Below are 17131 nucleotides of genomic sequence, written 5' to 3' on the forward strand. Positions count from 1 at the left end.
CTATCTCAAATCAGTTGCAACATGAAAATAAGATCAATAACAATGTATTTCCTATGACTTACCAATACCATGATGAAAGCATCGTAACTGAACTTCCAGAAGACACTGTTTTTGTGTTTGGGAGTAACATGGCAGGACAGCATACACATGGCGCAGCACGGGTTGCCTATCAGCATTTTGGTGCAGTCACAGGTGTTGGTCGAGGTTGGGCTGGACAAAGTTTTGCCATTCCAACTTTAAATGAACACGAGCAACAGATGCCGTTATCACAGATTGAACATTATATTGACGATTTTAAAATCTATGCGGCCAATCATGTAAAAATGAAATACTTCCTCACCGCTTTGGGTTGTGGTATCGCAGGTTATAAAGTGTCCGAGATTGCACCTTTATTTAAAGGCATCCAAAACAATGTGATTTTCCCCGAATCATTTAAACCCTATATTGATGAAAATGCGATTTCACAATTTCCTAATTTGACTGCGCATATGGTTAGAGCATTTATTAATGATGATGTCATTTTCTATTTCGATCATGGCAGTGAATCCTTTGAACAAGCGCTCGATAAAACTGATCTGGATCCTGCTGAAAAAGCAATTGCCTTAATTGTGTTGAATGAAGATTTATATCCACGAGACCGTTATGGCCGTGGGCGAGAATACGAACTTCAGGATATTCTGGGTAAGCTGAATGGCAAGATTTTTAATTTTCATGGTAATACCGAAGGTGCCATGACTTTTGTGAGTGTCATTGTTGCCCTGATGGAACTTTATGATTTTGATGAACAAGATTTCATTAAACTCTGGCGCGACGAGATTGAAATCCAACATCCTGTTCGACGGATCTAATCTTTGAGTCAGAGGAGAAAAAAATAAAGAATAGTGTTGTAATTTATTACACAATATTATTCTTAGTCACTAATCTTCATCTGGCTATTTTAAAGCCAAAAGCTTCACTTTATACTGCCTAGCATTCATGCTTAAAGATATAAACTCAATGCAAAATTTGGATGCCTCTATTTTTGATCTTGCTCCTATCCCTATGTGGCTTGAGGATTATAGCCAGATCAAAATCCAGTTTGATCTATGGCGATCACAAGGTGTTGTAGATTTAAAGGCTTTTTTAAGTGAAGATTTGGAACGGGTAAGATCATGCGCCCATAAAATTAAAGTAATAAAAATCAATCAAAAAACGCTTGATCTGTTTGAAGCATCTTCTCAGCAAGAACTATGTTCACAGCTTCATCAGATTTTTCAGCAAGATATGCTACACTCGCATTTATATGAACTGGTCGATTTATGGGATGGAAAAACTCAATTTTCGAGTCAGGCGGTCAATTATACCCTTTCAGGAAAACGGCTGGACATTCAATTACATGGTCAGATTTTACCAGGCTATGAAAATTGTCTCTCAAGGGTTTTACTCACCACAGAAGATGTGACCAACTATCAAAATGCGCTTCGACTTGAAGAAAAAAATCGGCGTTTGGCAGAATCACGCTTTAACTACTCGCCTACATCGCTTTGGGTCGAAGATTTTACTCGGGTAAAAATGCGTCTTGATCAGTTACGTGATATTGGTATTGATGATTTCAGAACCTTTCTGGACGTTCATCCAGAATTTGTCAACCAATGCGTCGAAGATATTCTTATTCTGGATGTCAATCAGGCCACGCTTGATCTCTTTCAAGCACCAGATAAAGCCACACTACTTAAAAACACTCACAAGATCTTCGCCAAGGAAATGGCATCAACATTTAGAGAACAATTAATAGAACTATGGAAAGGTAATATCCATCATCAGCGTGAAGCCATCAATTATGCACTCGATGGAAGTATCCGTAATGTTTTACTTCAATTTACCGTCTTTCCAGGTTATGAACACAACTGGAGTGTGGTGCAGGTGGCGCTTACAGATATTACAGCGCGCAAGAAAGCTGAAAATTATCTGGAATATCTTGGCAAACATGATGTGCTGACCAAACTACACAACCGTTCTTTCTACACAGAAGAGATTAACCGCCTGGAACGAAGTATTGTACGTCCTGTTTCGTGTATCTTTTTGGATATGAATGGGCTAAAAGACGTCAATGATCATCTTGGGCATGATGCAGGCGATGATTTATTGCGCCGTGTTGGTCATATCTTGACTCAAGCCATTCAGCAAACCTCTTATACCGCTTCACGTATTGGGGGAGATGAATTTGTGATTCTCATGCCTGGTACCGAAGAAACTGCAGTAATGCAGATCTTACAAACCATTTATGAGTTGCTTAATATCGATAACCAATTTTACTCAAGCCAACCCATTAGTATTGCAATTGGATATGCGACCACTCAGCACAACGAAAGTATAGAAGATATGCTAAAGCGTGCCGATCAAGACATGTATAAAAAGAAAAGGGACTATCATATCCAGTAAACCAATATGCTATAGCATTTGCCTTAAAAACAAATGTTGTAGCACACTATAAACAAACGATTATTCTTAACCTGCTTTAAAACATCGATTTGATTTGGATCACATACAATTTGCAGTAACGGCGTACAATCTAACAATTAGTAAAAGCATGTTTTTTGGACTTTTAAACGAAGAAACAACCTACATACGACAAAAGCTTTATTGTTATATTATATCACTCTAGCATGGAATATCTTCAAGAATATTTCCCAATAAAAAACTCCATACGCAATGCGCTGGAGTTTTTAAATTGACAGATTGTGATTAACAATCGATCTATTTATTTAACGCTTACCCATTGAACGACGTGTACCACGTGGTGGCATCCATGTACGATCTGCATATTGCTCTGGCTTAGGACGGACTTGGTTATGCACTGCATCCTCTCCGTCTTGCTCATCTGCTTTAGGCATTGGGAATGGTAATTTTACCAAAGCTTTTTTGGCTGTTGGCTTCGCTTCACTCATGTTTGTTACTCAAGTTTTCTTGATATTTTTCTATTTTAAATGATTTTGCGACTTGATGCTTTTAAAAATCTTAAAAGGTGGGCTTAGATATGTAATTTGATTCAAATGAAACGAGATTTTTTGATTTTTGTTTTGATAATGAGACACCAGTAACTCATTTTGGGCTAAGATAGTGTGCTTTTATTTTTTAATCCCATAAGAAGGAATATTGCCGTGGACGTACGTCTGTCTGATCGTGTGAATGCCATCAAACCGTCCCCAACTCTTGCTGTTACCAATAAAGCGGCTGAGCTTAAAGCTGCGGGTAAAAATGTGATTGGTTTGGGCGCAGGTGAACCAGATTTTGATACCCCGCAACACATCAAAGATGCTGCTATTGAAGCCATTAATAATGGTTTTACCAAATACACAGCAGTTGATGGTACGCCAGGCCTGAAAAAAGCAATTATTGCAAAATTTAAACGTGATAATAATCTTGACTACCAAGCAAACCAGATTCTGGTTTCATGTGGTGGTAAGCAATCATTCTTTAACCTTGCATTAGCATTGTTAAATAAAGGTGATGAAGTCATTATTCCTGCACCTTACTGGGTCAGCTATCCAGATATGGTAATTATTGCGGAAGGCACCCCTGTTATTGTGAAATGTGGTGAAGATCAACGTTTTAAAATCACGCCAGAACAGCTTGAAGCAGCAATCACTCCAAACACGCGCTTATTGGTATTAAACAGCCCTTCAAACCCGACAGGTATGATTTACACCAAAGCTGAGCTTGAAGCATTGGCTGACGTTTTGCGTAAGCACCCACAAGTATATATCGCATCTGACGACATGTATGAACCAATCCGCTGGGAAGATGAGTTCTACAACATTGCCACTGTTGCACCAGATCTTTACGATCGTACACTGGTATTAAATGGCGTATCTAAAGCCTATGCGATGACAGGATGGCGTATTGGTTATGCAGCAGGTCCTGCAAAAATCATTGGTGCCATGAAAAAAATCCAGTCTCAATCGACATCTAATCCAACGTCAATTTCACAAGTGGCTGCTGAAGCTGCATTGAATGGCCCACAAGATGTTCTTGAGCCAATGATTGAAGCATTTAAACGTCGTCATGACCTCGTAGTAAACGGTTTAAATGAAATTCATGGTATTTCTTGCTTACCAGCAGACGGCGCATTTTATGCTTATGCCAATATCCGCCCTCTCATTCGTGCGAAAGGTTTGAAATCTTGCACAGAATTTTCTGAATGGTTACTCGAAGAAACAGGCGTAGCCGTAGTACCAGGTGATGCATTTGGTTTGGGTGGCTTTATGCGTATTTCGTATGCAACAGCAGATGACGTTTTAGTCGATGCGCTAGCACGTATCAAAAAAGCGGCAGACTCAATTGAAGGTATTGATGCTGCAATTGCTTCCATCGAAGCTGAAAAGAATGCTTAATCGTATCTAAATAAAAAAACCTATCTTCGGATAGGTTTTTTTATTTCATATTTTGTTCAAACTATTCTGTACGACTCAATTTTGTATGGCACACAGGTATATAACACCTTAGCTATAGCGTTTTGGACGAGACAAACTCAAATAATGACAATAATAGGGAAAGGTATGATCAATCGAAATCTGTTTGATCTGCTGTTCTTCGGTACTCCACGCATAAGCATGTGCCGAAGAAAAAAGCCCTGGACGTTCTATACTGAATAGGAAAAGTGAATTGTGCCAACTTTCAGAAGCACGCTCCCATAAATGATCTTTGGCATCATGTAATGTCTTAACTTGATGTTCGGTCCATTTATCGCCAAACCATAGCTGCAATAAATCACCTAAATAAATTTTTTCTTCACTGAATACAGAAAAATGAATATGTGCATCAGATACACATTGGTAGTATTGATCAGGATCCTGGATAATATTCAGGTAATTTTTTTGATAAAAGGCAAATTGAGAAAAAATATGTTCGATTTGAAGATTTGGCATAGAGATCGCCCTCCGGTTTAGCCATTTAAGTGCTGGCAAGTTGGTTAAATCCACACTGTTCAGATGACCATCTGAACGTTCTTTTGAATAAAACATATCAGTGATTTTCGTGCTGTGCAAGCGGTATTCATATTTTGAGCCGTTTTGCTCAAATAAAAAGCATACACACCTTAAATGAAGCAAAGATGACAAATTTGGCTTGACCACAATTAAAATCCCCTTATAATCGCATTCAGATTCTCCCATAGCTCAGTCGGTAGAGCGACGGACTGTTAATCCGCAGGTCCCTGGTTCGAGCCCAGGTGGGAGAGCCAAATTCAAAGAAGCCCGCAGCATTAAAGCGGGCTTTTTTTTGCTTATTTAAATTAAACACATAAAAAATCCCTGCAAACATGCAGAGATTTTAATCAAACTAAATAGTTAAGCCGCCTTAAATGGAGGCACGCCACTATGAAAACGAAAAACATCATCAGGCGTTGAAATTAGATTATTTTCTACTTCACGAATACGCTGAATACGCTGCTCGATATCTTCTTCTGGATTTTTCATTTTTGCGGTTTTGGCAACTTCAAGTGCCAAGGCCAAATAGTCTTCAAAATGCCGTGATTCAGACTTGAGCAAGTAACGATAGTAACGTCCGAGTTCTTCATCAACCAAAGGTGCTAATGCATGAAAACGTTCACATGAGCGTGCTTCTACAAATGCACCCACCACCAACACATCAATCAAAGCTTCTGGTTCATAGGTTCGAATTTCTTTACGTAGCTCGCCTGCATAACGACCAGCACTTACCGCTTTCCATGCTTGTCCACGCTTATTCATAAACTCAAGCACTTGCTCGTAATGCAACATTTCTTCGCGTACAAGCTGAGCCAGCTTCACCTGCAAGTCGGTAAAAAAACTATAACGGAACATCAGGTTCATGGCTGTACCTGCTGCCTTCTTTTCGCAATTGGCATGATCCTGCATTAATAGCTCAAGATTATTCACCGCTTCATCTAACCATGCTTGAGGTGTTTCACAACCCAAAAATGCGATTACAGGTTGCATCAATTCATCATAGTTCGGATTCGACATCTTCAATCTCTTATCGTGCTGCCTGAATCGCAGCTTTCATATGCTGTACAGCTTGCGCCAATCCAACAAACACACTATCCGCAATAATTGAATGACCAATATTCAGCTCATGAATTTGCGGAATCGCTGCAATTGGCGTGATATTATCAAGGTTCAGACCATGCCCTGCATTAACCACCAATCCTTTGCTGGCTGCATACTCAACCCCTTCAATGATACGTTGCAACTCTGCCTGTTGCTGCTCTTCAGTTTCAGCATCTGCATATGCACCCGTATGTAACTCAATGGTTGGCGCACCACATGCAATCGCAGCATCAATTTGCGCAAGATCAGCATCAATAAATAGGGAAACATCACATCCCACTGCCGCTAACGTTTGAGTTGCCGCTTTGACTTTTTCAAACTGGCCGACTACATCCAGACCACCTTCTGTGGTGACTTCCTGACGACGCTCAGGTACAAAGCAGACGTGCTGTGGCTGAATTTCTTTGGCAAAGGCAATCATCTCATCAGTCACTGCCAGTTCTAGATTCATGCGTGTTTTAAGCAATGGACGCATACGACGCACATCATCATCCTGAATGTGACGACGGTCTTCACGTAGATGCAAAGTAATTCCTTCAGCACCTGCCTGCTCACATACCAAAGCAGCACTCACTGGATCTGGATAACGTGTTCCTCTCGCCTGTCTCAAGGTCGCTACATGATCAATATTGACACCAAGCAATGCAGCCATAAAAAAATCCTATTTACGAATGAGATTGAGTATTTTGAATCCAAAGTTGGCGACTCTTTAAAGGTCGATCACCCAACAAAGATGTAATCATTTGACGGTATAGTTTACCCAATAATTGTAATTGTTCCGTAGAAAATTCTTGTCCTGCCTGATAATTTTGCATGCAGCAAATCAATTGTCCTGACACAGTCAAATGGCTCTGCTGTGAAACAGGTAAGAAACCTTCTGTCGGTTGAAATTGATATGACGCTAATGGGTTAATTTGATTCTGATTACAATCTATTTCAAAATCGATGGCATATCCTAGTTCTTGTAAGAGTACGTGTTCAAATTGTCTTAAAATTTGCTTTAAAAAAATGGCTGGTTGTTGATGTTGGTTAAGCAACTGAAGCTGTTGCAAAATGATCTGATATTGCTGAAAAGTCTGGGGCATTGCCTCTTCAAGCGGGCACAAACGCAGCAGCACTTCATTTAAATAAAAACCAGCAAAAAAAGCATCACCATGAAAAAATACTGGATAATTCATAATCTCCAGCTTGGTAAAGTTTTTAAGCTCACCTTTGCCTGTAGCCTGTAAGGTAATAGGTTGATATTGCGGTGGAGGTATTTGCCTCAAAATCCCGTCGATACGACCATATTCTTCGGTAAACAAATGAACAATATGGCTTTTTTCTCGATATCGACGATGATGAATCAAATAGCCATGCAGAACTTCATTTCGCATAAAAAAGACGATTAATCCTTTTTGTTCTGATCTTTTGCATCGTCATCATCTCCATCAGGAATAACTGCACCAACTACCGCAGCAGTTCCTTTTACAACACCTTTAGTGGTTTTGTAAGCGACCTTGACTGGAACAGTCACGATTTTGGTAATACATCCTTGTAAGAGTAAAACACAACCAAGTATTGCAATACAACGAATCATGACTGTCATCTTGTGTTCTCTTTAAATGTCGCTATAACCAAGACTCTTAAGCGCACGCTCATCGTCAGACCAACCACCTTTGACTTTCACCCAAAGCGTGAGCATGATCTTTTGTTCAAACATTTTTTCCATGTCTGTACGCGCTTCCATTCCAATCCGCTTCAATTTCGCGCCCTTTTCACCAATCACAATGGCCTTCTGACCTGCACGTTCAACAAAAATCGTCGCATCAATATAAGTACAGGCAGGTTTTAAGCGCCCTGTCTTTTCACTGACGGTCGGTTCTTCTGTCTTAAATGATTCAATTTGTACTGTCAAATCATAAGGGAGTTCTTCACCAAGCTGTCGCATGATTTTTTCACGAATAATTTCGCTGGCAAGAAAACGCTCTGAACGATCTGTAATTTGATCAAGTGAATATAATGGTGGCTGAAATGGCAAATATTTTTCTACAGTATCGCGCAATTGATCAAGATTGGCACCGCGCAAGGCCGAAACTGGAATAATTTCTGCAAAATTCATGAGCTTGGTACGCTCTTGAATGAGAGGTAACAAGCTCTTTTTATCTTCAAGCGTATCGACTTTATTAATCACAAGAATCACTGGCATTTCTGCATTTTTCAGTTTTTCTAGTACCAAATCATCATTCTGTGTCCACTTATGAATATCGACCACAAATAACACTAGATTGACGTCACGAAGTGCAGAATGTGCAGCACGATTCATCATTTTGTTGATCGCACGCACTTCTTTTTTGTGCATCCCTGGCGTATCTACATATACTGCCTGAGACTTTTCACGAGAATCAATACCTACAATCTTGTGACGTGTCGTTTGCGGCTTACGTGAAGTAATGGATAGTTTTTGTCCAAGCAAGTGGTTCATCAATGTAGACTTTCCAACATTTGGACGTCCGACAATAGCGACAAAACCACTTCTGAAGTCGGAAGGAATTTCCGTTCCGGCAGCGCTAAAAAATTGATCAATCATATTTGGTGATTGAGTTTCGTCATTGTTCTCATGAGAATCTGGATTGACTTGATCAGAATGCATCGACATGCAACTTACTGCTCCAATAACTTTAAAATTTCCGCCGCTGCTGTTTGCTCTGCAAAACGACGACTTGAGCCCTCACCCATCACACGTGGTAATCCTTCAACTAAGCATACCACTTTAAAGTGCTGGTTTGGTGCATCACCTTGAATATCTACAACCTCGTAAACAGGGAGAGGTTTTTTACGTGCTTGTAAATACTCTTGTAAGCGTGATTTTGGATCTTTTAACTGATCCGTTGGTTCAATATGATCTAAATATGGTATATACCATTTTAGTACAATATTTTTTAATAAATTCAAATCATTACTATCGACATAAATCGCACCAATAATCGCTTCGACCGTATCGGCAAGAATCGACTCACGATGATGTCCCCCTGATTTTAATTCACCCGTGCTTAATATTAAACAGCGACTAAGTTTCAAATCATTTGCAATCTTACCAAGTGCCTCCTGACGAACGAGAGTCGCTCTCATACGCGTCAAACGGCCTTCATTTTCATGCGGATAGGCTTGATAGAGATAATTGGCAATAATCATCCCCAACAATGAATCGCCCAGAAACTCTAGGCGCTCATAATTGTATTTATGGCTAACAGACCGGTGAGTCAACGCGAGTTGAAGTAGTTCCAACTGCTTAAACTCATAACCGATCCGACTCTGTAATCGAGGATCACTGAGCTTGGACTGAGTTTTGATCAAAACTTTTCTCAAACTTTAACACTAAATCAATATTCAGCAAGAAAGACTTCCTCACTTCATACTGTTTTACGATATGTAAACCACCTTTGTTAATGGTAACTTTCGCAATTTCCCTAAAATTCAAATCACGAATGTTATTCATATCAAGGCGTTGATTCATTTGCGAATCAAACTTTTCAACCGTAGTATTGCCAGAGCTTTCTTGCAAAAGCTCTTCAATCTGATTGTTGATGATTCGATCATCCAAATAGGCAGGCGCAAGTGCAATGGCTGCTTTTACAACCAAAGCAAATACAATAACCCCAAAAAAAATTCCTAAATACGAAGCACCCCGCTGAGACTTCCGCATTTGTTATTTTCCTGATTTTTAGTTTTAGTCAATTGTACCATTTCGGTTAAAAGATGGAATCTTAAAGCCTGGCTCTTTATGCATCCAGATATAGAATGCACGACCAGTCAGATTTTCTTCAGGTACAAATCCCCAGAAACGACTGTCCGCACTCTGATCGCGATTATCACCCATCGCAAAATAATGTCCTTTTGGTACAGTCACTTCCCAATACAAACCATCTTCAGTTGAATACTTACCATTGTCAATATAATTAATAAAAGGTGCCTGACGCGCAATATTGACGCCTTCTAGTTCACGCATGGTAAAAGTATGCTTGCCAATGGTTTCTTTGTGATAAATCGAGGTTGGAGTATCTTGAATATCTTTAGGACGGCTAAACTGCGTCGGCACTTTAGCAACTTTTTGTCCATTAATACTTAATTGACCGTGATCATACACAATATGATCTCCAGGTAAACCAATAACACGCTTGATGTAACTAATGGTCGGTTGTGGCGGATAACGGAAAACAATTACATCACCACGTTCTGGCTCACCCACATCAATCACTTTTTTGTTGATGATCGGCAAACGCACACCATAATCGTATTTGTTAACCAGAATAAAATCACCAGTTTCTAGTGTTGGCACCATCGAATCCGAAGGAATATTAAACGGCTCGATAATAAACGAACGAAGTACCAATACCACAGCCAAAACAGGCCAGAAGTCATACGCCCAAGTAATGATAAAGTTTTCGTTGTCTCGTCCTTTTGTGGCGCGTTGTTTTAAAACCAGCTTATCCAAAAGCCACACAATAAAAAACAGTAGCGTGACTGGAACGAGAATCAAATTAAAATCAAAATCCATGGGCGAATCCTAAACGGGTTATCTCTCTACTTTAAGTACAGCTAAGAAGGCTTCTTGCGGGATTTCAACACTTCCCACCTGTTTCATACGCTTCTTACCTTCTTTTTGTTTCGCAAGCAATTTCTTCTTACGAGAAACGTCACCACCATAACATTTCGCCAATACGTTTTTACGCATTGCTTTCACTGTAGAGCGCGCAATCACTTGTGCACCAATTGCAGCCTGAATCGCAACATCAAACATTTGACGTGGAATCAGATCTTTCATCTTTTCAACCAGTGCAATACCACGATGACGTGCATCTTGACGGTGACAGATCATAGCCAAAGCATCGACCTTTTCGCCATTAATTAGCACATCTACCTTAACCAAAGATGAACTTTCAAATCGTACAAAGTTGTAATCCAACGATGCAAAGCCACGTGAACATGATTTCAATTTATCAAAGAAATCCATGACCACTTCTGCCATTGGAATTTCGAAGGTCACTGAAACCTGATTTCCCAAGAACTTCATATCTTTTTGAACACCACGACGCTCGATACACAAGGTCATCACATTGCCCAGATATTCCTGAGGAACCAAAATATGACACTCCGCAATCGGCTCACGCAAGTCTTCTACAGTGCTGGCATCTGGCATTTTAGATGGGCTATCAATGTAAATTGTATCGCCTTTCTTGGTCAGTGCTTCGTAAACTACGGTTGGTGCAGAGCTGATCAGATCAAGATCATACTCACGCTCAAGACGTTCTTGTACAATCTCCATGTGCAGCATACCCAGGAAGCCACAGCGAAAACCAAAGCCAAGCGCATCTGAACTTTCAGGTTCAAAAAATAGCGCGGAGTCATTGATTTGCAGTTTTTGTAAGGCTTCACGGAATGGTTCAAAATCACTTGAGTCAATCGGGAAAAGACCCGCATACACCTGTGGTTTCACCTTTTTAAAACCAGGTAAGGTTTTCACTTCAGGTGTAGAAGAAAGTGTGATGGTATCACCCACTGGTGCACCAAAAATATCTTTAATACCTGCAATTACAAAACCAACCTCACCCGCTTCAAGAATATCGGTTTCGCTATGCTTCGGATTAAATACACCAACCGAAGTAACAGGATGTACTTGGCCTGTCGACTTCACCAGCATTTTGTCGCCTTTACGAATACGACCTTGCTTGATACGTACCAAAGACACAACGCCTAAATAATTATCGAACCATGAATCGATAATCAGGGCTTGCAATGGTGCATCACGATCACCTTCTGGCGCTGGAATCACATCCACCAAGCGCTCAAGTACACCTTCAACCCCGAGGCCAGTTTTCGCTGAACAAGTTGGTGCATCAGTGGCTTCAATACCAATAATCTCTTCGATTTCGTGGATAACGCGTTCTGGCTCGGCCTGAGGCAAATCAATTTTATTTAAAATAGGTAAAACTTCGAGTCCTTGCTCAATAGCGGTATAGCAGTTGGCTACAGATTGAGCTTCAACGCCCTGAGCTGCATCCACCACCAGCAGTGCGCCTTCACAAGCTGCGAGTGAACGTGACACTTCATATGAAAAGTCGACGTGTCCTGGCGTGTCAATAAAGTTAAGCTGATATTCTTGCCCATTCGGATGCGTGTAATAGAGCGTTACCGATGCTGCTTTAATGGTAATCCCACGTTCCCGCTCAAGTTCCATTGAATCCAATACCTGAGCCTGCATTTCCCGATCTTGAAGACCACCACACATTTGAATAAACCGGTCAGCAAGAGTGGACTTGCCGTGATCAATGTGAGCAATGATCGAGAAGTTACGAATATTTTTGATATCAACGGATTTTTTAGCCGATGCCATAGATTACTCTGAAAAAAAGTACACCTTAAAACGCAATACTTAACACAGCATGCAAGATGTAAAAGAGGACTGTCCTGAATTGCTGCACAGTATAAGCAACCACACATTAAAAATATAGTGTGAACAAGTGCATTTCACAAAGTAATCCTCACAAGCCGCCCTACTCCCGAACTTTGCTCTAATCAATTCACGCTTACATGATTTACATATATTGAATAGCAGCCGTAACCTTACTCCATCTTAATCAATGAGGGTTTAAGTATAATCATGTGTAAAATCGAGAGGATTAACCTGAGCAGATAATGGCTGATAGGCGTGCATAAACGTAGGGGACATTCTTTTTGGACGTCCCGTATTTATTTCTACACATGCCCATTTAGTTTTAGCCACAAATAAAACACTGTGATCTTCTGGACGATAAAATACGTATTGTCGTGATAAATAAAGACTATCAATTGCATCGAGCCATGTACGTAAAATCAGCTGATCTCCTTCAAAAGCAGCCTTACGATATTGCACATGATGTTCTACCGCCACCATCGCATGGTTCAATTCCAGATATTGTTTTAAGCCAAGACCCAAAACATCAACGTGTCGAGTTGCAACGTCTTGCATCCATTGCACGTATATTACGTTATTTACATGACCAAGTTGATCAATATGTTCGGGACGTACTTCTAACCGTAAATCAAAAATAGCACTCATGTTTTACATCTATCGCTTGGTAAACTTTATAACTGAGCACTATCTTACGCGATTTTTTTTATGAAAAAGCCACTTTTAAAAGTGGCTTTTTCATCTGAATACACATATTTACTTGATACGTAAACCGAGCATTGCCCTTTGTCCCTGACGAATTAAGGCGATACGAGCTACTGAATTTTTGGGTAAAGTCGCCACTGCTTTAGAAAAATCATTGGTGTTAAGAATCGCGGTACTATTTACTTGCGTGATTACATCCCTAGGCATGATATTAGACATTGCAGCTAAACCACCACGTGTGACATCCTCTACAAAGATTCCTCCCCGAACATCCAGGCGCGCCTGTTCGGTTTCAGTCAGATTACGGATTGCCATACCCAACAGCGGGCCATTTGCAGCAGATGCTTTTTCACCTGTCGCTGGTGTGTCATCAGGTGCTGTGGTCAATGTTGCGGAAATATTATATGGTTTACCATCACGCAGTATTTCTAGCTGTATCACCTGTTTTGGCATGGTACGATTTAGATAATTTAACAACTGTGATGTTCTTGAAATTGGGCTACCATTATATTTCATAATAATATCGCCTGCTTTTAGACCAGCTTTGGCTGCTGGAGAGTTTGGCGCGACCTGATTGATCAGTGAACCTTCTGGTTTCGGTAAGTTGTAGGCATCTGCCAAATTGCGATCAATATCTTGCAGCATCACACCCAAATACGAACGCGTCACTTTACCCGTAGTTTTTAACTGTTGCGCAACATCCATTGCCACATCGATTGGGATAGAAAACGAAAGTCCCATATACCCACCAGTACCACTAAAGATTCTGGAATTCACACCAACCACTTCACCCTGTTGATTAAACAACGGCCCCCCCGAATTACCTGGGTTTAAAGCAACATCAGTTTGAATAAAAGGAACTGAGGTTTCTCCAATCATATTTCTTGATTTAGCACTCACGATTCCAGCCGATGCAGAGTAGTCAAATCCAAAAGGCGAACCAATCGCCAAAACGGGCTGTCCGACTTTTAATTGATCCACATTGCCAATTTTTAAAGCAGGATAATTGTTTCCTTCGACTTTAAGTAATGCAACGTCTGTACGCTCGTCACTTCCCACAACTTTAGCATCTATTTCGCGACGGTCATTTAAAGTAATGGTGATACGTGAAGCATCTTCTACAACATGATGATTGGTGAGCAAATATCCATCTTTACTAATAAAGAAGGCACTGCCATAACCTGTTTTTTCTTGAGGTGCTTGCTGCTGTGGAATCACAACCTGATTGCCAAAAAAACGACGTAATATTTCAGGAACTTGCTGCTGTAATAGTTCTTCTTGGGTCATTTTTTTGACAACACTGACACTGACCACCGCAGGACTCACCTGCTCAACCAAATTTGAAAAGTCAACTGGTGCTGCTGCTTCGGCCTGTACAGTGACCATGGTGAAAGCAACCGCATACATCCCTTTTTGTAGAAAACCGCTTTTCATAAAAACCATACCCATGCACAATTTACTTGATTGAAATTGTTTTTATCATAAGATTTCATTCATTTCCGTAATAATATGTTTAATTAGTATCGACAAAACAACACCTTAGTTTTCCGTTACAAAACTGAAATATTATTGAAAATTTGACTCATATTTAAGTCTATTGTGTCTTGCCTTTTTCAAAAAAAAGCGGTGTTATTAACAAACTTTTTTAAAATTAGCTGATGGACATGTCTAATTTAGATTCCACTCATCATTTTGATGTGGTGATTGTTGGAAGTGGTGGGGCTGGTCTGAGTCTTGCTCTTTCATTGCCAAGCCATTATAAAATCGCAATATTAGCGAAATCTTCCCTTACTGAAGCAAGCACCTTTTATGCACAAGGCGGTGTTGCGGCGGTTTTGGATAAAACCGACTCTATTCAACAGCATATTGATGACACGATGATTGCAGGTGCTCATTTATGTGAGCTTGATGCGGTCAAACAAACCGTGGAAGGTGGTCGTCCATCAGTCAATTTTTTATTGAAGCATGGTGTGGAATTCACACTTGATGAAGATGATCAATTACATTTGACACGTGAGGGTGGTCACTCGCAGCGACGTATTATTCATGCAGCAGATGCTACGGGAAAAGCAATTTCAACCACATTGGTGCAACGTGCCAAAGAAGCATCCAATCTGACGATTTTTGAAAATTTTATTGCAATTGATATCATTACATTACATAAACTAGGCCATATCCAGCAAGATAATCGTGCTGTCGGTTTATATGTACTGGATGAACAAAATGAAAAAGTCCACACCTTCTTAGCTCCTTTTATCGCTCTGGCTTGTGGCGGCGCGATGAAAGCTTATCTATATACATCAAATCCTGATATTGCAACAGGTGATGGTATTGCGATGGCCTATCGCGCGGGTTGCCGAGTCGCAAATATGGAATTTAATCAATTCCATCCGACTTGTTTATATCACCCACAAGCGCGTTCATTTTTAATTACCGAAGCCATGCGTGGCGAAGGTGCTTACTTGCGCTTGCCAGATGGCGAAAGATTTATGCTCCGCTTTGATGAGCGGGCAGAACTTGCACCACGCGACATTGTAGCTCGTGCAATTGATTATGAAATCAAACGCCTAGGCATCCGCCATGTGTGGCTAGATATTACACACAAATCTGCTGAATTTATTCAGCAACATTTTCCAACCCTGTATACACGGCTATTAGAACTTGGCATCGATATCACCAAAGATATGATCCCTGTTGTACCTGCCGCGCATTATACCTGTGGTGGGGTCGTGGTAAATGCACAGAGCCAGACGGATATCGAAGGCTTATATGCTATCGGTGAAACATCCTACACTGGTTTGCATGGTGCAAATCGTATGGCCAGTAACTCTTTATTGGAATGCTTTGTTTATGGCTTGAGTGCCGCAGAAGATATTCAACAAAAGTTTGAGCAGGATTTTAATTTACCTAACATTCCAGAGTGGGATGACTCTCAAGTTACAGATGCCGATGAAGATGTAGTCATTCTACAAAACTGGGATGAATTACGTTCCACCATGTGGAACTATGTGGGGATCGTACGCACCACCAAGCGTCTACAACGCGCATTACATCGTATCGAAATGCTAAAGCGTGAAATCACCGAATACTATCAGGATTACCGTGTCAGCAAGAACTTGATTGAATTGCGCAATTTAGTACTTGTATCAGAGATGATTGTACGTTGTGCCATGCAACGCAAGGAGTCCCGCGGTTTGCACTATACACTGGACTATCCTGAGCTTGAACAACAACTCAAAAAGACGGTTTTAACACCGCCAAATTTTGAAGTTAAACAAATTCCGGTCAATACGCTTTAACGGATATACAGGCGCTGTATTTATACCAGTGCCTGTATATGCTCAAGCGCTTCCTGAAAAACAATTTCAGGGGCCTGTGTCGCATCCAGACGTTTGATACGCTCGGGATATAATTCATGCAACTGCTGATATCCCTGTCTTACACGTTGAAAAAACTCAACTTTTTCCTGCTCAAAGCGATCAAGAGCACCCCGCTCACGCGCTCGCGACATGCCTAATTCAATGGGTGCATCTAGCCAGAAGGTAATGTCTGGCATATGGGAAACAAAAGTCTGATTGAGGGTATTCAGTTTATCTTTACTCAATCCCCGACCTACACATTGATAGGCATAGCTGGCATCAGTAAAGCGATCACTCAATACTAATTTTTCATCTGCCAATGCAGGTACAATGACTTGCTGTAAGTGCTGGGCACGCGCTGCATACATCAGTAATAGCTCAGTATCTGAACTCATCGGCTCATCATGATTTACCGCAAGTAACAGACTACGAATCTGCTCTGCCAGCGGTGTTCCACCTGGCTCACGGGTCAAAACAACCTGTTTTCCTGAAGCTTCGAAATGTTCATACAACTTACGAATCAGCGTGGTTTTACCTACACCTTCCGTGCCTTCAAAACTAATAAACAT

Annotated in this window: 18 protein-coding genes and 1 tRNA gene; 5 read left to right on the forward strand and 14 right to left on the reverse strand. The window is 40.7% G+C overall.

The annotated features are described in order from the left end of the window. The first annotated feature begins 53 nt into the window (after nt 1-53). On the forward strand, nt 54-848 hold the full coding sequence (locus tag F952_RS13425) for an A1S_2505 family phage non-structural protein (RefSeq protein ID WP_004928701.1): 795 nt from the start codon (nt 54-56) through the stop codon (nt 846-848). A gap of 148 nt (nt 849-996) precedes the next feature. Further along, entirely contained in the window at nt 997-2421 is a 1425-nt protein-coding gene (locus F952_RS13430) for a sensor domain-containing diguanylate cyclase (protein WP_026056820.1), read from the forward strand. 323 nt (nt 2422-2744) lie between these two features. Here F952_RS13430 and F952_RS13435 read toward each other — a convergent pair whose 3' ends face one another. Beyond that, on the reverse strand, nt 2745-2927 hold the full coding sequence (locus tag F952_RS13435) for a hypothetical protein (RefSeq protein WP_004928706.1): 183 nt from the start codon (nt 2925-2927) through the stop codon (nt 2745-2747). A 213-nt stretch (nt 2928-3140) separates the two neighbouring features. On the opposite strand from F952_RS13435, the gene F952_RS13440 reads away from it, so the two are divergent. Beyond that, nucleotides 3141-4373, forward strand: a complete 1233-nt coding sequence (locus F952_RS13440; protein WP_004928707.1) for a pyridoxal phosphate-dependent aminotransferase — start codon at nt 3141-3143, stop codon at nt 4371-4373. 108 nt (nt 4374-4481) lie between these two features. Here the strand turns inward: F952_RS13440 and F952_RS13445 are convergent, their stop codons facing one another. Then, on the reverse strand, nt 4482-4907 hold the full coding sequence (locus F952_RS13445; RefSeq protein WP_004928710.1) for a hypothetical protein: 426 nt from the start codon (nt 4905-4907) through the stop codon (nt 4482-4484). Nucleotides 4908-5145: 238 nt separating this feature from the next. Here F952_RS13445 and F952_RS13450 point away from each other — a divergent pair. Then, a tRNA-Asn gene (locus F952_RS13450) sits at nt 5146-5221 on the forward strand. A 106-nt stretch (nt 5222-5327) separates the two neighbouring features. Here F952_RS13450 and miaE read toward each other — a convergent pair. The 11 genes from miaE to F952_RS13505 all read right to left on the reverse strand — a co-directional run bounded on the left by miaE (nt 5328) and on the right by F952_RS13505 (nt 14637). Then, a complete protein-coding gene (gene miaE, locus F952_RS13455; protein ID WP_004928713.1) occupies nt 5328-5984 on the reverse strand; it encodes a MiaE family protein in 657 nt (218 codons plus the stop codon). A gap of 10 nt (nt 5985-5994) precedes the next feature. Next, complete coding sequence (gene pdxJ, locus F952_RS13460) at nt 5995-6720, reverse strand: pyridoxine 5'-phosphate synthase (protein WP_004928715.1); 726 nt, start codon at nt 6718-6720, stop codon at nt 5995-5997. A 13-nt stretch (nt 6721-6733) separates the two neighbouring features. Further along, nucleotides 6734-7444, reverse strand: a complete 711-nt coding sequence (gene recO, locus F952_RS13465) for a DNA repair protein RecO (protein WP_004928716.1) — start codon at nt 7442-7444, stop codon at nt 6734-6736. Between the two features lie 11 nt (nt 7445-7455). Then, a complete protein-coding gene (locus F952_RS13470; RefSeq protein WP_004928719.1) occupies nt 7456-7656 on the reverse strand; it encodes an NF038104 family lipoprotein in 201 nt (66 codons plus the stop codon). Between the two features lie 12 nt (nt 7657-7668). Continuing rightward, nucleotides 7669-8700 carry a GTPase Era gene (gene era, locus F952_RS13475; RefSeq protein WP_171056927.1) on the reverse strand — a complete coding sequence of 344 codons (1032 nt, stop codon included), beginning with the start codon at nt 8698-8700 and terminating at the stop codon, nt 7669-7671. Nucleotides 8701-8711: 11 nt separating this feature from the next. Then, nucleotides 8712-9404: a ribonuclease III gene (gene rnc, locus F952_RS13480; RefSeq protein WP_004928722.1), complete on the reverse strand. Its 693-nt coding sequence runs from the start codon at nt 9402-9404 to the stop codon at nt 8712-8714. Next, nucleotides 9376-9753, reverse strand: a complete 378-nt coding sequence (locus F952_RS13485; protein ID WP_004928724.1) for a DUF4845 domain-containing protein — start codon at nt 9751-9753, stop codon at nt 9376-9378. The genes rnc and F952_RS13485 overlap by 29 nt, the downstream gene beginning before the upstream one ends. Nucleotides 9754-9777: 24 nt before the next feature. Next, entirely contained in the window at nt 9778-10605 is an 828-nt protein-coding gene (gene lepB, locus F952_RS13490; RefSeq protein WP_004928728.1) for a signal peptidase I, read from the reverse strand. 18 nt (nt 10606-10623) lie between these two features. Then, the gene (gene lepA, locus F952_RS13495) at nt 10624-12441 is read right to left on the reverse strand and encodes a translation elongation factor 4 (protein WP_004928731.1); all 1818 of its coding nucleotides are present in this window, start codon (nt 12439-12441) and stop codon (nt 10624-10626) included. Nucleotides 12442-12696: 255 nt separating this feature from the next. Then, the gene (locus F952_RS13500) at nt 12697-13146 is read right to left on the reverse strand and encodes an acyl-CoA thioesterase (protein WP_004928733.1); all 450 of its coding nucleotides are present in this window, start codon (nt 13144-13146) and stop codon (nt 12697-12699) included. Nucleotides 13147-13254: 108 nt separating this feature from the next. Further along, complete coding sequence (locus F952_RS13505; RefSeq protein WP_026056819.1) at nt 13255-14637, reverse strand: Do family serine endopeptidase; 1383 nt, start codon at nt 14635-14637, stop codon at nt 13255-13257. A 224-nt stretch (nt 14638-14861) separates the two neighbouring features. Here F952_RS13505 and nadB point away from each other — a divergent pair, with 224 nt between their 5' ends. Continuing rightward, on the forward strand, nt 14862-16502 hold the full coding sequence (gene nadB / locus F952_RS13510; protein ID WP_026056818.1) for an L-aspartate oxidase: 1641 nt from the start codon (nt 14862-14864) through the stop codon (nt 16500-16502). Between the two features lie 20 nt (nt 16503-16522). Here the strand turns inward: nadB and tmk are convergent, their stop codons facing one another. After that, on the reverse strand, nt 16523-17131 hold the full coding sequence (gene tmk / locus F952_RS13515; protein WP_004928742.1) for a dTMP kinase: 609 nt from the start codon (nt 17129-17131) through the stop codon (nt 16523-16525).

Source organism: Acinetobacter baylyi DSM 14961 = CIP 107474 (assembly GCF_000368685.1).
GTDB classification, from domain to species: Bacteria; Pseudomonadota; Gammaproteobacteria; order Pseudomonadales; family Moraxellaceae; genus Acinetobacter; species Acinetobacter baylyi.

Bases quoted from the DNA above. Each gene is read 5' to 3' on its own strand.
- recO (WP_004928716.1), bottom strand. From the start codon at position 7,444: ATGCGAAATGAAGTTCTGCATGGCTATTTGATTCATCATCGTCGATAT.
- lepA (WP_004928731.1), bottom strand. From the start codon at position 12,441: ATGGCATCGGCTAAAAAATCCGTTGATATCAAAAATATTCGTAACTTC.
- tmk (WP_004928742.1), bottom strand. From the start codon at position 17,131: ATGTTTATTAGTTTTGAAGGCACGGAAGGTGTAGGTAAAACCACGCTG.
- nadB (WP_026056818.1), top strand. From the start codon at position 14,862: ATGGACATGTCTAATTTAGATTCCACTCATCATTTTGATGTGGTGATT.
- F952_RS13425 (WP_004928701.1), top strand. From the start codon at position 54: ATGACTTACCAATACCATGATGAAAGCATCGTAACTGAACTTCCAGAA.
- pdxJ (WP_004928715.1), bottom strand. From the start codon at position 6,720: ATGGCTGCATTGCTTGGTGTCAATATTGATCATGTAGCGACCTTGAGA.
- F952_RS13445 (WP_004928710.1), bottom strand. From the start codon at position 4,907: ATGCCAAATCTTCAAATCGAACATATTTTTTCTCAATTTGCCTTTTAT.
- lepB (WP_004928728.1), bottom strand. From the start codon at position 10,605: ATGGATTTTGATTTTAATTTGATTCTCGTTCCAGTCACGCTACTGTTT.
- F952_RS13505 (WP_026056819.1), bottom strand. From the start codon at position 14,637: ATGAAAAGCGGTTTTCTACAAAAAGGGATGTATGCGGTTGCTTTCACC.
- F952_RS13435 (WP_004928706.1), bottom strand. From the start codon at position 2,927: ATGAGTGAAGCGAAGCCAACAGCCAAAAAAGCTTTGGTAAAATTACCA.
- era (WP_171056927.1), bottom strand. From the start codon at position 8,700: ATGCATTCTGATCAAGTCAATCCAGATTCTCATGAGAACAATGACGAA.
- F952_RS13500 (WP_004928733.1), bottom strand. From the start codon at position 13,146: ATGAGTGCTATTTTTGATTTACGGTTAGAAGTACGTCCCGAACATATT.
- F952_RS13470 (WP_004928719.1), bottom strand. From the start codon at position 7,656: ATGACAGTCATGATTCGTTGTATTGCAATACTTGGTTGTGTTTTACTC.
- miaE (WP_004928713.1), bottom strand. From the start codon at position 5,984: ATGTCGAATCCGAACTATGATGAATTGATGCAACCTGTAATCGCATTT.
- F952_RS13430 (WP_026056820.1), top strand. From the start codon at position 997: ATGCAAAATTTGGATGCCTCTATTTTTGATCTTGCTCCTATCCCTATG.
- F952_RS13485 (WP_004928724.1), bottom strand. From the start codon at position 9,753: ATGCGGAAGTCTCAGCGGGGTGCTTCGTATTTAGGAATTTTTTTTGGG.